The sequence below is a fragment of the Streptomyces sp. NPDC043867 genome (assembly GCF_056435845.1).
Genome location: NZ_JBWKDS010000002.1, coordinates 179,577 through 195,687, shown reverse-complemented (window position 1 = coordinate 195,687; position 16,111 = coordinate 179,577). Strand labels below are relative to the sequence as shown.

Below are 16,111 nucleotides of genomic sequence, written 5' to 3'. Positions count from 1 at the left end.
CCCCCCCCCCCCCCCCCCCCCCCCCCCCCCCCCCCCCCCCCCCCCCCCCCGCCCTCCCCCCCCCCCCCCCCCCCCCCCCCCCCCCGGCCGGTTCCGGGGGACCATTGACGCAGATCGCGACCGCCTATTAACTTCGCCATACGGATTTTTGATTCCGTGCAGCGGAAAACAGGAGGGTGTGGGATGGGTCAGGGTCAGCAGGAGAAGGTGGCAACGAGCCTCGCGGGCGCCGTGAGCGAGGAGATCAGCGCCTCCCTCGCCCCGGTCGACGCGGAGCTGGAGCGCGTCTATCCGGGAGACCCCGGCACCCGGCAGCCCGTCCACACGGTGTACGTCCCCGGTGACGCCTTCGCCGCCGACACCATCCGCTCCTGGGGTGACCGGGCCCTGGCGGCCCTGGACGAGCACGCCCCCGATGCCGCCTCCTTCGCCGCCGTCCTCGGCCTCGCCGACGACCTCGCGGGACCCGTGTACGACCGCGTGCGGGCCAAGCTGGAGCATGAGCCCGTCGAGGACCTGCGCGTCGACTTCGAGGACGGCTACGGCCCGCGCCCCGACGCCGAGGAGGACGCGGCCGCGGCGCGCGCGGCGCGACTGATCGCCGAGGCGTACGCGAACGGCACGGCGGCCCCGTACATGGGCATCCGCATGAAGTGCATGGAGGCCCCGGTCCGCGACCGCGGCATCCGCACCCTCGACATCTTCCTCACCGGCCTGATGGAGGCCGGCGGCCTGCCCGGGGGACTCGTCCTGACGCTGCCGAAGGTGACGTACCCGGAGCAGGTCACCGCGATGGTCCGGCTCCTGGAGGAGTTCGAGAAGGCGCGCGGCCTCGAGCCCGGCCGGATCGGCTTCGAGATCCAGATCGAGACCAGCCAGTCCATCCTCGCCGCCGACGGCACCGCCACCGTCGCCCGCATGATCCAGGCCGCCGACGGCCGCGCCACGGGGCTGCACTACGGCACCTTCGACTACAGCGCCTGCCTCGGTGTGAGCGCCGCTTACCAGGCCGGCGACCACCCGGCCGCCGACCACGCCAAGGCGGTCATGCAGGTCGCCGCGGCGGGCACCGGCGTCCGCGTCTCGGACGGCTCGACCAACGTCCTGCCCGTCGGTCCGACCGCCAAGGTCCACGACGCCTGGCGCCTGCACTACGGGCTCACCCGCCGCGCCCTCGCCCGCGCCTACTACCAGGGCTGGGACATGCACCCCGGGCACCTCCCCACCCGGTACGCGGCCGTGTTCGCCTTCTACCGCGGAGGCTTCGAGCAGGCCGCCGCCCGCCTCGCCCGCTACGCCAACCAGGCCGGCGGCGACGTCATGGACGAGCCCGCCACCGCGAAGGCGCTCAGCGGCTACCTGCTGCGCGGCCTCGACTGCGGTGCCCTCGACGTCGCCGAGGTGGCCCGGCTCAGCGGCCTGACCCGCGCCGACCTGGAGGCGTTCGCGTCCCCCCGGCGCGGCGACCTGACCGCGTCGGCCAAATAACCAGGTGCGGTGCGTGTACCGCTGGATCGTCGAAGACGACGAGGTGATCGGCGGGATCGCGCTGAGGCACGGCCCCGACGAAGTCCTGATCCAGACTCGTGTGGAGGGCTTCGAGGACGGGGACGCATGGCAGTAGGTCCAGGACGGAAGCTTCCTCCGGCGTCGACATCTTCAAGTGCGGCGTGCCCGCGGGCGGTTGCAGCCGTGGGACCCCGTGGGCATAGGTTGACGGCATGGAGCAGGGGCGAACTCCGCGGTGTCGCAGGCCGTGCCGCGGGAGCATGAGGCAGGCGGGCGGCCTGCCGCCCGGCGGAACAAGGAAGAGAGCAGGGGTGGGGCGGCTCGTTCGTCGTTGCTGATGGCCGTCGGCACGGTGGTCTCACGGGCGACCGGGCTGATCCGTCAGGTGCTGCAGGCCGCGGCGTTGGGGACGGCCCTGCTGGCCAGTACGTACAACACGGCGAACACGGTGCCGACGAGCCTGTACACGCTGCTGATCGGTGGCGCGCTCAACGCCGTGCTGGTCCCGCAGCTGGTGCGGGCCCGGGCGACGCAGCCCGACGGCGGGCGTGCCTACGAGCAGCGGCTCGTCACGCTCGTGGTGTGCGTGCTGGCAGCGGGGACGGCGCTGGCGGTGTGGGCGGCGCCGCAGATCGTGGGCGTGTACATGCGCGACACCCCGGACGGCCACCAGGCGTTCGAGCTGACGGTCACGTTCGCCCGGTTCCTGCTGCCGCAGATCTTCTTCTACGGCCTGTTCGGCATCTACGGTCAAGTCCTGAACGCCCGCGAGAAGTTCGGCGCGATGATGTGGACCCCCGTCCTGAACAACGTCGTACTCGTCGCGATGTTCGCCGCCTACCTGGGGCTGATGAACGTTCCCGGTCAGGTGGCGGACGTCACCGCCGCCCAGGTGCGGTTGCTGGGCATAGGGACGACCGCGGGCATCGCCGTGCAGGCTCTGGCGCTGATCCCGTTCGCACGGGCCGCGGGATTCCGGTTCCGGCCGCGGTTCGACTGGCGGGGCACGGGCCTGGGCGGGAGCGTCCACGCGGCGAAGTGGACGCTGCTGTTCGTCCTGGCGAACCAGGTCGCCCTGGCCGTGGTCACGAACTACGCCAACGCCGCCGACCAGGAACTGCCCGAGGCCGGCGCGGGCTACTCGGCCTACACCTACGCCCAGACCATCTGGATGCTGCCCCAGTCCATCGTGACCGTGTCCCTGGTGACGGCGCTGCTGCCCCGCATGAGCCGGGCCGTCACCGAGGGACGCATCCCGGATCTGCGCGCGGACCTGTCCCGGGGACTGCGGATCAGCGGGGCGGTCATCGTGCCCGCCGCCTTCCTCTTCGTCGCCCTGGGACCGCAGATCGCGTCGCTCCTGTTCGCCCATGGAGCAGCGGACGCCGACTCGGTCCGTCCGCTGGGGTACATGCTCCAGGCGTTCGGGCTCGGGCTGATCCCGTTCTCCGCCCAGTATCTGCTGCTGCGCGGTTTCTACGCGTTCGAGGACACCCGCACCCCCTTCTTCATGGCGGCCTGGACCGCGGGCGTCAACATCGCCCTGGCCACGGCCTGCCATCTGCTGCTGCCCCCGCGCTGGGCCGTGGTCGGCATGGCCGGGGCCTACACCCTGTCCTGTCTGGCGGGCCTCACCCTCACCGCGTGTCTGCTCCGCAGGAAGCTCGGTGGCCGCATCGACGACGGAGGTGTGCGCCGCACCTACGTGAAGCTGCTGGGCGCCGCGGGCCCGGCAGCGGCGCTGGGCTGGGCCGCGGCGCGTACGTGCACCGCGCTGGGGAGCGGAGCATGGCCGACCGCCGCCGCGCTGACCGCAGGCGCACTCACGACCGTTCTGGGGTACCTCCTGCTCGCCCGGCTGATGAAGGTCGCCGAGCTGCGCCGCCTGCCCGGCATGCGCTGAGCCGGAGGGCTTCGCCTTCGGCGTCGCGCAGGCTGGTGGGAGCAAGTCGGCTTCGCAGGAGGAAGTAGGGGCCGCGACGAGGCGCGACGCCGCGATGCGGAGACCAGGAGCGTGGCCCCGGTCCTCCGGTGCGGGCGTGCGCAGCGGGGTCCGGACTCCGGCGGTCAGCCCGAGGGGGGCAGTTCGCCCGAGCCCCGGGTGATCAGGCGGGTCGGCAGCTCGATGCGTTCGGGGGTGACGAGGCTGCCGTCCAGCTGGCGGAAGAGACGCTCGGCGGCGGTGCGGCCGAGGGCTGCGGCGTCCTGGGCGACGACGGTCACGCCGGGCTGAAGGAGATCGGCCAGCTCGAGGTCGTCGAAGCCGACCAGGGCGACGGGCCTGCCGCGCTCGGCGATGACACGGACGACGGTGACGGTCACACGGTTGTTGCCCGCGAAGACCGCGGTGACGGGGGAGGAGCCGGACAGCATGTCCTCGGCCGCGCGGCGCACCCGCTCGGGGTCCGTGACACCGAGGGACATCCAGGCGTCCTCCACCGGTATGCCCGCGTCCTGCATGGCGGTCCGGTAACCGCGCAGACGCTCGGCGGCGGTGTGGATGCGCGGCATGTCACCGATGAAGCCGATCCGCCGGTGACCGTGCGCGATGAGGTGGGCGACGCCGTCGCGGGCACCCCCGAAGCTGTCCGACAGCACGACGTCGGCGTCGACCCTGCCCGCGGGGCGGTCCACGAAGACCGTGGCGACGCCCGCCTTCATCTCCGGCTCCAGATACCGGTGGTCGTCACCGGCCGGGATGACGACGAGCCCGTCCACGCGGCGGGCGCACAGGGCGAGCACCAGCTCCTGCTCGCGCTCCGGGTCCTCCGCACTGGACCCGTTGATCAGCAGGGCGCCGTGGGCGCGGGCGACCTCCTCGACCGCGCGGCTGAGAGGGCCGTAGAACGGGTCGGCGAGGTCCTCAAGGACGAGACCGATGCTCGCGGTGCGACCCTTGCGCAGCACCCGCGCACTGTCGTTGCGGCGGAAGCCCAGCGCGTCGATCGCCTCCTGGACGCGGCGCTCGGTGTCCGGGGTGACGCCCGGCTCGCCGTTCACCACGCGCGAGACCGTCTTCAGGCCCACACCGGCACGCGCCGCCACGTCCTTCATGGTGGGACGATTGCCGTAACGGGTCTCTGATCGGCGGGCGGTCTCGGCCACGATGTGCTGTCCTGTCCTGTCGTCCACGGGGATGCGTAGGTCCATGGGGTTGTATGAGGATGTGGCGTCGAGCATAGAGCCTGGACAACGTTGTCAGATGCGGGAGACACTGTCCACCGCAATCTCCGGTCCCGCTCCCCACCAGGGGGAGCGTCGTCCTGCCGGGTTCCGGCCGGGGATCCGGGCCAGCCGCGGCAGTCGCCGCGCCGGGACCGGCATGACACAGCAGCGGGAGACCTGACTCTGATGCACACCGACCTCGTGGCCGCGCTCGACATCGGCGGCACCAAGATCGCCGGAGCGCTGGTGGACGGCCAGGGCCGGATCCTCCTGCGCGCGCAGCGCGCGACGCCCGCGCGGGAGGACGGCGACACCGTCATGCGGGCCGTCGAGGGCGTCCTCGGCGAGCTGGCGCTCTCCCCGCTGTGGGGCGGGGTGAGGGCCGTCGGCATCGGCAGCGCGGGCCCGGTGGACGCCTCCGCCGGCACGGTGAGTCCCGTGAACGTGCCGGGCTGGCGCGGCTACCCGCTGGTCGAGCGGGTCCGTACGGCCACGGCGGGGCTGCCGGTAGAGCTGATCGGTGACGGCGTGGCGATCACGGCGGCCGAGCACTGGCAGGGCGCCGCCCGCGGTCACGACAACGCCCTGTGCATGGTCGTGTCCACCGGCGTCGGCGGCGGTCTTGTGCTGAACGGCCAGTTGCACCCGGGCCCCACCGGCAACGCCGGTCACATCGGACACATCAGCGTCGACCTCGACGGTGACCCGTGCCCGTGCGGCTCCCGCGGCTGCGTCGAGCGCATCGCGAGCGGCCCGAACATCGCCCGGCGCGCGATCGAGGGCGGCTGGCAACCCGGTCCCGACGGTGACACCTCGGCGGCCGCGGTGGCCGCCGCGGCGCGGGCGGGCGACCCGGTGGCCGTCGCGTCCTTCGCGCGTGCCGCCCAGGCGCTCGCCGCCGGCATCGCGGCGACCGCGACCCTCGTCGAGATCGACGTCGCCGTCATCGGCGGGGGCGTGGGCAAGGCGGGGGACGTCCTCTTCACCCCGCTGCGCAGGGCACTCAGCACCTACGCGACGCTGTCGTTCGTCGAGCGGCTGACCGTGACGCCCGCGCTGATGGGTACGGACGCCGGTCTGGTCGGTGCGGCGGCGGCCGCGCTCAGCGGGAGGCCGAGCACGACCGCCGGGGTGTGAGTGCCCCGGGCGGGGAGCGAGCGGCGGCCCCGGTGGGAGGGCGGTCGGCGGCGGTTCCGGGCGGGGCGACGGGGCCTGCCCGGTCCGCACCGGAACCGGCGCACCGATGGCAGTGTCAGTGCCCGTCGCTACGCTGGCGGCAACGTAACTACGAACAAGTCGGGTTACTGCTGTGCCCCGTCCTTCCGCCCCGTCAGGGACAGCATCGGGAGGGCGGGGCATGCTGCTGCCCGGGGGCCCGTGAGCCCGACAGCGAGAGGTGTGAGCGGATCGCGCGGCGGTGGGTCCGGCGGGGGAGTACCCGTGACTCATCCCCGGGTCCGTAGTTGATCCGGGCATGAAGAAGCGAACCATGCTCGCCGTAGCCTCCCTCGCCACCGGATTCGTCGTCGCGGCGGTCACTCCCTCCCACGCCCTCGGAGGGGACGCGCTGGGCGACCTGAATCTCGAGAGCACCCTCAGCAACGTTGACCACACGGTCAGCAGCGACAGCCTGGCCATGGAGGAAGGCGTCCTGGACCAGGACGGCTGACCGGCACCTCCGCGGCGCCGGCATCCCGGGGGTCGGCCGGGGTGCCGGGGCCGGCGCGTGCCGCCCTTCGGGAGGCTCCCTCAACAGCGCCTGGTTTCCGTGGCAGGGTGGAGCGGGCAAGCCCCAGGGGGCCAACAGAAGAGGGGGAACCGTGATCGTCTGGATCAACGGTGCGTTCGGTGCGGGGAAGACGACGACCGCACGGGAACTGATCGACCTGATCCCGAACAGCACGCTCTTCGACCCCGAGGTCATGGGCGGAGCACTCACGCACCTGCTGCCGGCCAAGCGCCTCGCCGAGGTCGGCGACTTCCAGGACCTGCCGATCTGGCGACGCCTCGTGGTTGACACCGCGGCCGCCATGCTCGCCGAACTCGGCGGCGTCCTCGTGGTCCCGATGACCCTGCTGCGCCAGGAGTACCGCGACGAGATCTTCGGCGGCCTCGCCTCGCGCCGCATCTCCGTACGCCATGTGCTCCTCGCCCCGGCGGAAACGATCCTGCGGGAGCGAATAGCCGGGCGTGAGGTACCATCCGACCTGTCCGACGGCGAGCTGCGGGTGCGCCGGTGGTCCTTCGACCACATCGAGCCCTACCGTGCCGCGCTCGCCTCCTGGCTCACCGCCGACGCGCACCTCGTGGACACCAGCACGCTCACCCCGCACGAGGCCGCCGTGCGCATCACCGAGGCCGTGCGCAGCGGGGACGCGGCCGTCAGCGACATCGTGCAGACGCCCGAACCGACCGCCGAGACCCTGGCGGCCGGCGTGCTCCTCTTCGACGAGCGGGACCGGGTGCTGCTCGTCGACCCGACCTACAAGCCGGGCTGGGAGTTCCCGGGGGGTGTCGTCGAGCCGGGCGAGGCCCCCGCGCGCGCGGGCATGCGCGAGGTCGCCGAGGAGACCGGCATCGTCCTGGACGAGGTGCCCCGGCTCCTCGTCGTCGACTGGGAGCCGCCCGCACCACCGGGCTACGGCGGCCTGCGCCTCCTCTTCGACGGCGGGCGCCTGCCCGCCGACGAGGCCCGGCGCCTGCTGCTTCCGGGCCCCGAACTGCGCGAATGGCGTTTCGTCACCGAGAAGGAGGCGACCGCACTGCTGCCACCGGTGCGCTACGAACGGCTGCGCTGGGCGCTGCGGGCCCGGGAACGAGCGGCGGCACTCTACCTGGAGGCCGGTGTCCCGGTGGGCTGAGGACGACGGGCGTACGAGGAGCCGACTCCGGCGGATGAGCGCAGTCCGTCGGGCGCCGAGGGGCCTATGGGGCGTACGAGTCCGTTCGGGAGCCGAGGGGCCTACGGAGCGTACGAGTCCGTACGCCTGCGGAGGAGGCCTGCCCGGCGTCCTCCGCCGTGGGCGGGCCCCTCTGCCGAGGGCAGAGGGGCCCGGGGGCCGGGCCGGCGGAGGCTGGTCAGGCCCTGCCGGATCAGCTCGCCGCGTAGTTCCGCAGGAAGAGCGCCTCCGCCACGGACAGGCGCTCCAGCTCCTCGGGAGACACGCTCTCGTTCACCGCGTGGATCTGGGCCTCCGGCTCGCTGAGCCCGATCAGCAGGATCTCCGCCTGCGGGTACAGCGATGCGAGGGTGCTGCACAGCGGAATGGAGCCGCCCTGGCCGACGTACTGCATCTCCTCACCCGGATAGGCGACCGCCATGGCCTCGGCCATCGCCGCGTACGCCGGGCTGGAGGTGTCCGCCTGGAACGCCTGGCCCTGGCCGATCTGCTCCGTCCGCACCCGCGCCCCCCACGGCGTGTGCGCCTCCAGATGGGCCCGGAGCAGCTTGGTCGCCTCGCCCGCGTCGGTGCCCGGCGGCACCCGCAGGCTGATCAGCGCACGGGCCCCGGCCTGCACGGACGGCGTCGCCCCCACCACCGGCGGGCAGTCGATGCCGAGCACGGTGACGGCCGGACGCGCCCAGATGCGGTCGGCGACCGTACCGGACCCGATCAGCTGCACGCCGTCGAGCACCTTCGCGTCCCTGCGGAAGCTCTCCTCGTCGTACTGAAGCCCGTCCCACCGCGTGTCGCCGGTGAGGCCGTCGACGGTCGTCGAACCGTCCTCGGCGCGCAGCGAGTCCAGTACGCGGATCAGCGCGCCGAGCGCGTCGGGCGCGGCGCCGCCGAACTGCCCGGAGTGCAGGTTCCCTTCGAGCGTGTCGACCTGCACGCGTACCAGCGTCATGCCCCGGAGCGTTGAGGTGACCGTCGGCAGGCCCACCCGGAAGTTGCCCGAGTCGCCGATGACGATGGTGTCGGCGGCCAGCAGCTCCGGGTGCGCCTCGGCGTACCGCTCCAGACCGCCCGTGCCCTGCTCCTCGGAACCCTCCGCGATCACCTTGACGTGCACCGGCACACCGCCGTTCGCCTTCAGCGCGCGCAGGGCGAGGAGGTGCATGATCAGACCGCCCTTGCAGTCGGCGCTCCCTCGTCCGTACCAACGGCCGTCGCGTTCCGTCAGCTCGAACGGCGGAGACGCCCAGGCCGCCTCGTCCAGGGGCGGCTGCACGTCGTAGTGCGCGTACAGCAGGACCGTCTTCGCGCCCTCGGGCCCGGGCAGGAAGCCGTACACCGACTGCGTGCCGTCCGGGGTGTCGAGCAGTGCCACGTCCTGGAAACCCTCGGCCCGCAACGCGTCCGCGACCCAGCCCGCGGCGCCCTCGCTCTCGCTCCGGGGGTATTGGCCGAAGTCCGCCACCGACTTGAAGGCCACCAGCTCGGTGAGCTCCGCCTTCGCCCGGGGCATCAGCGAGGCGACGGTCTCGGCGACCGGATTCGACGACATGGGCACGCTCCTTGTGGGTGCGACGTGGTACTTCGGTGTACGAGTACCGGCTGTGCGGGGTGCACGGGGTGTGCGAGGTGTGGACCTTGTGGGGGTTGTTCCGCGATGTCTTCCTGGTGCGTACGCGCGTACCGGTGTGCAGGGCGCATACGCTGCCGATCCTCCCACAGTGGCCTGCGGCGATGCCCGCCGTAGGATGCGGGGGAAACATGCGGCAGGCGGCTGGATCGGGAGCACTGGACCATCGTGAGCAGCGAGAACTCTTCGACGGCGGACGACGCGCAGCGGGTATGGGACGTCGTCGTGGTGGGCGCGGGACCCGCGGGGGCCTCGGCCGCCTACGCGGCAGCGGTCGCGGGACGCAGCGTCCTGCTGCTGGAAAAGGCGGAGCTGCCCCGCTACAAGACGTGCGGGGGCGGCATCATCGGCCCCTCCCGTGACTCGCTGCCGCCCGGCTTCGAGCTGCCGTTCCGGGACCGGGTGCACGCGGTCACGTTCTCCCTGGACGGCAAGTTCGCGCGCACCCGGCGCTCCAGGCAGATGCTGTTCGGGCTGATCAACCGCCCCGAGTTCGACCAGCAGCTCGTCGAGCACGCGGAGAAGGCCGGTGCCGAGCTCCGGACGGGCGTGACCGTCTCGCGGGTCGAACAGCACGGCTCGGCGGTACCGGACCGGCGCACCGTCGCCGTCGTACTGCAGGGCGGCGAGTCGGTGCTCGCACGCGCCGTCGTAGGAGCGGACGGCAGCGCCAGCCGGATAGGAGCACACGTCGGTGTGAAACTCGACCAGGTCGACCTCGGTTTGGAGGTGGAGATCCCGGTGCCCGACACCGTCGCCGAGGACTGGAAGGGCCGCGTCCTCATCGACTGGGGCCCCATGCCCGGCAGTTACGGCTGGGTCTTCCCCAAGGGGGACACCCTCACGGTCGGCGTGATCTCGGCCCGCGGTGAAGGCGCCGCCACCAAGCGGTACTTGGAGGACTTCGTCGCCCGGCTGGGGCTCGCCGGCTTCGAACCGAGCATCTCCTCCGGGCACTTGACGCGCTGCCGCGCCGACGACTCCCCGCTGTCGCGCGGCCGGGTGCTGGTGTGCGGCGACGCGGCGGGACTGCTCGAGCCGTGGACCCGCGAGGGCATCTCCTTCGCGCTGCGCTCGGGACGGCTGGCGGGGGAGTGGGCGGTACGGATCGCCGAGGCGCACGACGCCGTGGACACCCGGCGCCAGGCCCTGAACTACGCCTTCGCGATCAAGGCGGGCCTGGGCGTGGAGATGAGCGTGGGCAAGCGTCTGCTCGTGGCCTTCGAGCGCCGTCCGGGTCTGTTCCATGCCGCGCTCACCGGTTTCCGGCCCGCGTGGAAGGCGTTCACGGGGATCACCCGGGGCTCGACCTCGCTCGGCGAGATGGTGCGCAGCCACCCCATGGCGGGACGCGCCCTGACCGCCCTCGACCGACAGCCCGCCCCGCCGACCGACTGATGCGTGAGGGCGTGAGCCTGCCGGGCCGCCGGTGCGTGAGGTGTGCGTCCGTCGGTGACGGGTGCGTGAGAGCGGCCGTCCGTGGGCCGGGCGAGTGCGCAGGCCCACCGCGTACTCCGCGGGGAGTACGCCTGATCACCACGCCCGGCTGACGCCGGGAACACCGGACGGCGTCTAGCGTGACGGTCATGGAAGAGCAGCACGCCCGCAGGCCCCCGGCCTCGGCCGGGCCGTCCCGGTGGTGGCGGTACGGGCCGCCGGGGCGCAACCGCCGGGACGACGAGGACCGGGGCGTTGGCCGGCCGTGGCGTTCCACCCTCCTGCTCACCGTCCTCGTGCTCGCCGGTTCGCAGTTCGCGGCCCACGCCCAGGCGGGCGAGCGCGCCTCTCTGGACACCTTCGCCCGCGTGCTGCTCCTCGCGGGCTGCGGCGTGCTGCTGTGGCGGCAGCGGTACCCGGTGTTCGTCGCCTTCGCCACGGCCGCGGCGGCGATGGTCTACCTGGGCGCCGGGTATCCGTACGGTCCGGTGTTCCTCACCGTGGCGGTCGGCTGCTTCGGCGCTGTCGTCGCCGGGCACCGCAGGGCCGCCTGGTCGGCGGTCGGGTTGCTGTGGGCCGGCCATCTGCTGGTGGCGCACTGGCTCTACCGCCGGCTGCCTCCGACGGGGGACGGCGCCGCCGCCTGGAGCCAGGAGATCGTGACGGCCGCCTGGGTGGTGGCGATCGTGGCGCTGTCGGAGCTGGTCCGCGTACGGCGTGAGCAGTGGGCGCGCGACCGGGCCGAGCGGGCGCAGGCCGCGGCGCGCCGCGCCGACGAGGAGCGGCTGCGGATCGCCCGCGAACTGCACGACGTGCTCGCGCACAGCATCTCCGTGATCAACGTCCAGGCGGGTGCCGGTCTCGCGCTCCTCGACTCCGACCCGGAGCAGGCGCGTACGGCACTCATCACCATCAAGGCCGCCAGCAAGGAGGCGCTCGGGGAGGTCCGGCAGGTTCTCGACACGCTGCGGGCACACGGGGAGGCGCCGCGGGCCCCGGCGCCGGGCCTCGGCCGGCTCCCCGAACTGGTCGAGCAGGCGGCGAGCGCCGGACTGACGGTCGAGGTGCTGGGTGAGGTCACGGGGCTCGCGCCCGGCACCGACCTCGCCGCGTTCCGCATCGTGCAGGAGGCGCTGACCAATGTCGTACGGCACTCGGGATCGCGGCACGCGCGGGTGCGGATCGACCGCACGGAGGGCGCGTTGCGGCTGCGGGTCGACGACGAGGGCCCCGCGACCGGCGCGGACGCCGGCGGCAGCGGCAACGGGCTCGGCGGGATGCGGGAGCGGGCCGCGGCGCTGGGTGGCACGATCGAGGCCGGACCGCGCGCCGACGGAGGTTTCCGCGTGCTGGCGCTGCTGCCACTCGGACTCGGGGAGGACCGGTGATCCGCGTACTGCTCGCCGACGACCAGTCGCTGGTGAGAGCGGGCTTCAAGGCGTTGCTCGACGCGCAGCCGGACATCGAGGTGGCCGGGGAGGCCGCGGACGGCGAGGAGGCGCTGCGCAGGGTTCGCGAACTGCGCCCGGACGTCGTCCTGATGGACATCCGCATGCCCCGCCTCGACGGTCTCGCCGCCACCCGCCGCATCACCGGCGAACCGGACCTCGAGGGTGTCAAGGTGGTCATGCTCACCACCTTCGAGCTGGACGAGTACGTCTTCGAGGCGATCCGCTGCGGAGCGTCGGGCTTCCTCGTGAAGGACACCGAACCGGACGAACTCCTGCGCGCGGTGCGGGCGGTGGTGGAGGGCGACGCGCTGTTGTCGCCGGGGGTGACCCGGCGGCTGATCGCCGAGTTCGCCGCCCGCTCCAAGGAGCCGGCGGCCGTCCGGTCGCTGTCCGCACTCACCGAGCGGGAACGAGAGGTGATGGCCCTGGTCGGCATCGGTCTGTCGAACGACGAGATCGCCCGCCGCCTGGTCGTCAGCCCGCTGACCGCGAAGACCCACGTCAGCCGGACCATGGTGAAGCTCGGAGCGCGTGACCGGGCCCAACTCGTCGTGCTGGCCTACGAGTCGGGACTGGTGCGGCCGGGCTGGCTGGGCTGACGGACGTGCTGGAAGCGGATCAGCACCGTCACCACGGTCGCGAAGAAGGTGACGGCCGCGAGACCGGCCGCGGCCTGCTTCAGCGTGTCCCCCGTCCCTCCACGAGGCCCGAAGAGGGCGGGGATGGCATGGAGCACGCCCAGGCAGGCCGCTCCGGCCAGCACCGCGCCCGCGAACAGCGCGTAGCCGATCTCGACCGTCATCGCGTCCCGCTCCGCCTGCGTACGTCTCCCCATGCACCGAGTCAAACAGGCGCACGCCCGGCGGGCAAGCAAATGTCCGCCGGGCGTTCCGGACCGGGGGTGAAGGACCGGGCCGGGCGTGAGAGCTGGGCGACGAGCCGGTAGTGGCGCTCGTGAGGCGGGCCGGTCAGTCGACGACCGCCACCCGCGCCTCCTCCGTCTCCTTGGGCGCCGCGCCCGGCTCCTCGTGCGGCGAGCGGGCGACCACGATCGTCTCCCGCATCCGCGGAGTACGCAGGCCGGTGAGGGTGACGAGCAGCCCGGCGAGGGCGATGCCGGTCACGACGACCAGGCCCGACCGGTAGCTGTCGAGGACGGCCTGCGGGGAGGAACTTCCGGAGGAGTTCGCGGTCACGACCGCCGTCACGACGGCAAGGAAGATCGCGCCGCCCACCTGGACCGAGGTGTTCAGCAGGCCGGACACCATGCCCTGCTCGTGGTCCTCCACGCCGTTCGTCGCCTGGATGTTGAGGGACGGGAAGACCAGGGCGCAGGCCGCGCCGATCAGCAGCATCGTCGGCAGGATGACCGCCGCGTAGACGGGGTCGAGGTCGACGCGGAGGAACAGGGCGTAGCCGACGACCATCAGGGCGAAGCCCACGGCGATGAGACGCGGGGTGCCGAACCGGTCGACGACCGAGCCCACCTTCGTGGAGGACAGCGCGACCAGCGCGCCGGCGGGCAGGAAGGCGAGGGCGGTGTGCAGCGCCGACCAGCCGAGCAGCGACTGCATGTACAGCGTCACCATGAACTGGAAACCGACGTACGAGCCGAAGAACGCCATCGCGCCGAGCTGGGCGCGGACCTGACTGCCGGAGCGGAGTACCCCGAGCCGGATCAGCGGGCTCGGGCTGCGGCGTTCGACGGCGACGAAGACCGTGAGCAGGAGCGCGACGGCGGCGAAGGAGAGCAGGGTACGGGCCGTCCCCCAGCCCACCTCGGGCGCCTGGACGACGGTGAAGACGAGCAGCAGCATCGAGGCGGTGCCGATCACGGCGCCCGGGATGTCGTAACCGCGGTGGTCCTTCTCGCGCTCGCTGCGCGGGATCAGCTTCAGGCCCGTGACCAGTGCGACGACGGCGATCGGGGCGGGCAGCAGCATGGTCAGCCGCCAACTGGCCTCGGTCAGCAGGCCGGACAGCACGAGCCCCATGGAGAAGCCGGTGGCCGCGCAGGTGGTGTAGATCGAGAGCGCGCGGTTGCGCAGCGGGCCTTCGGCGAAGGTCGTGGTGATGATGGACAGGCCGGCCGGCGCGGTGAACGCGGCGCTCAGGCCCTTGATGAAGCGGCTGGCGATCAGCAGCGGTCCCGAGTCGACGAGTCCGCCGAGCAGCGAGGCGAGTGCGAAGACGCCGAGGGCCACCAGGAAGACCTCGCGGCGGCCCAGCAGGTCGGCGGTGCGTCCGCCGAGGAGGAGGAGCCCGCCGTAGCCCAGGATGTAGCCGCTGACGATCCATTGGAGCGTCGACGTGGAGAGATCGAGTTCGGAACCGATGGACGGCAGGGCGACGCCGACCATCGACACGTCCAGCGCGTCCAGGAACATCGCGGCGCAGAGCACCAGCAGGGTGCCCCACAGCCGAGGCGTCCAAGTGCTCTGGGACGCGGGGGCGGTGAGCGGAGAAGTCATGACGAAGACAGTACATGCATGCGCATCCAATGCAAGTGCATTTAATTCTGATGCAACAAAATGGGTTCTTTGCTACGGTGCGCTCATGGCGGCGAAGAAGGCCGAGCGGGTGCTCGTGGACGAGTGGCGGGACATTCTCGCGGTACATGCGCGCACGCTTTGTGAACTCGACCGAGCACTGCACCGGTACGGCCTGGGTGCGAGCGACTTCGAGGTCCTCGACGTACTGGCGGGAGGGGCGGCGTCGGACGGCGGCCCCTCGTACCGCGTGCAGGAGATCTCCGAGCGGGTGCACCTGAGCCAGAGCGCGCTGTCCCGGCTGATCGGCCGCCTGGAGAAGGACGGGCGCGTCACGCGCTGTGTGTGCCCGACGGACCGCCGGGGCGTCCGTGTGGCCCTGACGTCGAATGGGCGCGAGCTGCACGGTGAGGTGCTGCCGGTGCAGCGGGCGGTGCTGCACCGGATGCTGGCGGACCGCCCGGCCGGATTCCGCTGACCTGAACGGCCCTCGGTCCGGTCGGGCCGCCCGGCTGCGAACCACCCGCCCTCGGATCGGGCAACTCGCCTCGCTCGTGCGCCTCTTCGGTCCGTTCAGTTCCAGGTGACGGCCGACTTCTCCCGCCACAGGTCGGCCAGTCCGGCGTCGCCCGCCACGCTCGGGAAGGGCCGACGGTTCCACAGTGCCAGGTACAACTGGTCTGCCGGACCGGCCAGTTCGCAGTCGGCGTCCCCGTCCTCGCCCGGCTCACCCACGGGCGGCTCAGCCGAGAGCCGTACGGTCCACACGGCGTCCACGGCGTCCACGGCGTCTGCGACTCCCGTGGCTTCCGCGAGGTCCGCGGTGCCGGTGGCTCGCACGCGGAGCACGCGGGGTACCTCCGAACGCACCCTGCTCTTCGGGCGGGCGTGGAATCCGCGCAGGAGCTCGTCGACACCGTCCACCGCGAAGGCCGTGGCGATCGCGGTCGGCTCACCCCCGAGTGCCGACTCGGCGTCGACCCGGTGCACGGTCGTCTCGTGGGCCTGCCGCCGCGCCCAGAAGGCCAGCGGGGAGGGTGCGGGCAGGAAACTCCAGCACTGTATGTCGGACGGTGCCGCGGCCAGTGTGTCGACGAGCCGGCGGTGGCCCTCTCGGAACCAGGCCAGGAGTTCTCCGCCGTCCAGGTCGGGCAGGCCGCCGTCGGGCTGGTACGAGGTGTGCCCGTCGGCGACGAACGCCGTTGCCCAGCGGTGCACCATGCCCGTGTGCCGCAGCAGGTCGCGCACCTGCCATCCCGGGCAGGTCGGCACTGCGGCCCCGGCCCCGGCCTCCGCGGCGGCCGAGGCAAGCAACTGGCCTTCGTGGTCGAGGGTTTCCAGGAACTCTGTGATCTTCATGGTGCAAGTGTGGCTGATGGACCGAGGGTCGGGGGAGAGCGGCTCAACCGCCAGGAGACAGCCCCGCACGTCCCCTCGCGCAATCCGGACCGCGCTGCGGGGACAAGAACTGCGCGCTCCCCGCGAGGGTTTCGGCCGAGCGAGCCTGCCACGTGCTCACCCGCTCCCCGAAGC

Annotated in this window: 14 protein-coding genes and 1 pseudogene; 9 read left to right on the top strand and 6 right to left on the bottom strand. The window is 72.5% G+C overall.

Features of this window, described 5'->3' with window-relative positions; translation table 11 throughout:
• The first annotated feature begins 183 nt into the window (after window positions 1–183).
• Entirely contained in the window at window positions 184–1,488 is a 1,305-nt protein-coding gene (locus AC069T_RS02855) for a DUF6986 family protein (protein ID WP_478781000.1), read from the top strand.
• A gap of 82 nt (window positions 1,489–1,570) precedes the next feature.
• Here AC069T_RS02855 and AC069T_RS02850 read toward each other — a convergent pair.
• Window positions 1,571–1,660: pseudogene (locus AC069T_RS02850) on the bottom strand (GntR family transcriptional regulator); the annotation flags it as partial.
• A 186-nt stretch (window positions 1,661–1,846) separates the two neighbouring features.
• On the opposite strand from AC069T_RS02850, the gene murJ reads away from it, so the two are divergent.
• Window positions 1,847–3,412 carry a murein biosynthesis integral membrane protein MurJ gene (murJ, locus tag AC069T_RS02845; protein WP_478780999.1) on the top strand — a complete coding sequence of 522 codons (1,566 nt, stop codon included), beginning with the start codon at window positions 1,847–1,849 and terminating at the stop codon, window positions 3,410–3,412.
• A gap of 164 nt (window positions 3,413–3,576) precedes the next feature.
• Here the strand turns inward: murJ and AC069T_RS02840 are convergent, their stop codons facing one another.
• On the bottom strand, window positions 3,577–4,659 hold the full coding sequence (locus AC069T_RS02840) for a LacI family DNA-binding transcriptional regulator (RefSeq protein WP_478780998.1): 1,083 nt from the start codon (window positions 4,657–4,659) through the stop codon (window positions 3,577–3,579).
• Between the two features lie 201 nt (window positions 4,660–4,860).
• On the opposite strand from AC069T_RS02840, the gene AC069T_RS02835 reads away from it, so the two are divergent.
• From AC069T_RS02835 to AC069T_RS02825, 3 genes are all read left to right on the top strand, one after another.
• Window positions 4,861–5,811: an ROK family protein gene (locus AC069T_RS02835; protein WP_478780997.1), complete on the top strand. Its 951-nt coding sequence runs from the start codon at window positions 4,861–4,863 to the stop codon at window positions 5,809–5,811.
• Window positions 5,812–6,148: 337 nt separating this feature from the next.
• Window positions 6,149–6,343 (top strand): hypothetical protein, encoded by a 195-nt coding sequence (locus AC069T_RS02830; protein WP_478780996.1) that lies wholly within the window; start codon window positions 6,149–6,151, stop codon window positions 6,341–6,343.
• A 151-nt stretch (window positions 6,344–6,494) separates the two neighbouring features.
• Window positions 6,495–7,535, top strand: coding sequence for an NUDIX hydrolase (locus AC069T_RS02825; protein WP_478780995.1), 1,041 nt, complete (start codon window positions 6,495–6,497; stop codon window positions 7,533–7,535).
• Window positions 7,536–7,767: 232 nt separating this feature from the next.
• Here AC069T_RS02825 and AC069T_RS02820 read toward each other — a convergent pair whose 3' ends face one another.
• Window positions 7,768–9,123: a M20/M25/M40 family metallo-hydrolase gene (locus AC069T_RS02820; RefSeq protein WP_478780994.1), complete on the bottom strand. Its 1,356-nt coding sequence runs from the start codon at window positions 9,121–9,123 to the stop codon at window positions 7,768–7,770.
• A gap of 246 nt (window positions 9,124–9,369) precedes the next feature.
• On the opposite strand from AC069T_RS02820, the gene AC069T_RS02815 reads away from it, so the two are divergent.
• The 3 genes from AC069T_RS02815 to AC069T_RS02805 all read left to right on the top strand — a co-directional run bounded on the left by AC069T_RS02815 (window position 9,370) and on the right by AC069T_RS02805 (window position 12,688).
• A complete protein-coding gene (locus tag AC069T_RS02815; RefSeq protein ID WP_478780993.1) occupies window positions 9,370–10,599 on the top strand; it encodes a geranylgeranyl reductase family protein in 1,230 nt (409 codons plus the stop codon).
• Window positions 10,600–10,787: 188 nt separating this feature from the next.
• Window positions 10,788–12,026, top strand: a complete 1,239-nt coding sequence (locus tag AC069T_RS02810) for a sensor histidine kinase (RefSeq protein ID WP_478780992.1) — start codon at window positions 10,788–10,790, stop codon at window positions 12,024–12,026.
• Window positions 12,023–12,688, top strand: a complete 666-nt coding sequence (locus AC069T_RS02805; protein WP_478780991.1) for a response regulator transcription factor — start codon at window positions 12,023–12,025, stop codon at window positions 12,686–12,688. Before AC069T_RS02810 ends, AC069T_RS02805 begins: the two co-directional genes overlap by 4 nt.
• Here the strand turns inward: AC069T_RS02805 and AC069T_RS02800 are convergent.
• Entirely contained in the window at window positions 12,649–12,924 is a 276-nt protein-coding gene (locus tag AC069T_RS02800; RefSeq protein WP_478780990.1) for a DUF6332 family protein, read from the bottom strand. The two genes, AC069T_RS02805 and AC069T_RS02800, sit on opposite strands and share 40 nt — an antisense overlap.
• A gap of 133 nt (window positions 12,925–13,057) precedes the next feature.
• Window positions 13,058–14,560, bottom strand: a complete 1,503-nt coding sequence (locus AC069T_RS02795; RefSeq protein ID WP_478780989.1) for an MFS transporter — start codon at window positions 14,558–14,560, stop codon at window positions 13,058–13,060.
• 85 nt (window positions 14,561–14,645) lie between these two features.
• Here AC069T_RS02795 and AC069T_RS02790 point away from each other — a divergent pair, with 85 nt between their 5' ends.
• Entirely contained in the window at window positions 14,646–15,056 is a 411-nt protein-coding gene (locus AC069T_RS02790; protein WP_478780988.1) for a MarR family winged helix-turn-helix transcriptional regulator, read from the top strand.
• A 95-nt stretch (window positions 15,057–15,151) separates the two neighbouring features.
• On the opposite strand, the gene AC069T_RS02785 is transcribed toward AC069T_RS02790, so the two are convergent.
• Window positions 15,152–15,937, bottom strand: coding sequence for a maleylpyruvate isomerase family mycothiol-dependent enzyme (locus tag AC069T_RS02785; RefSeq protein ID WP_478780987.1), 786 nt, complete (start codon window positions 15,935–15,937; stop codon window positions 15,152–15,154).
• Window positions 15,938–16,111: the final 174 nt, after the last annotated feature.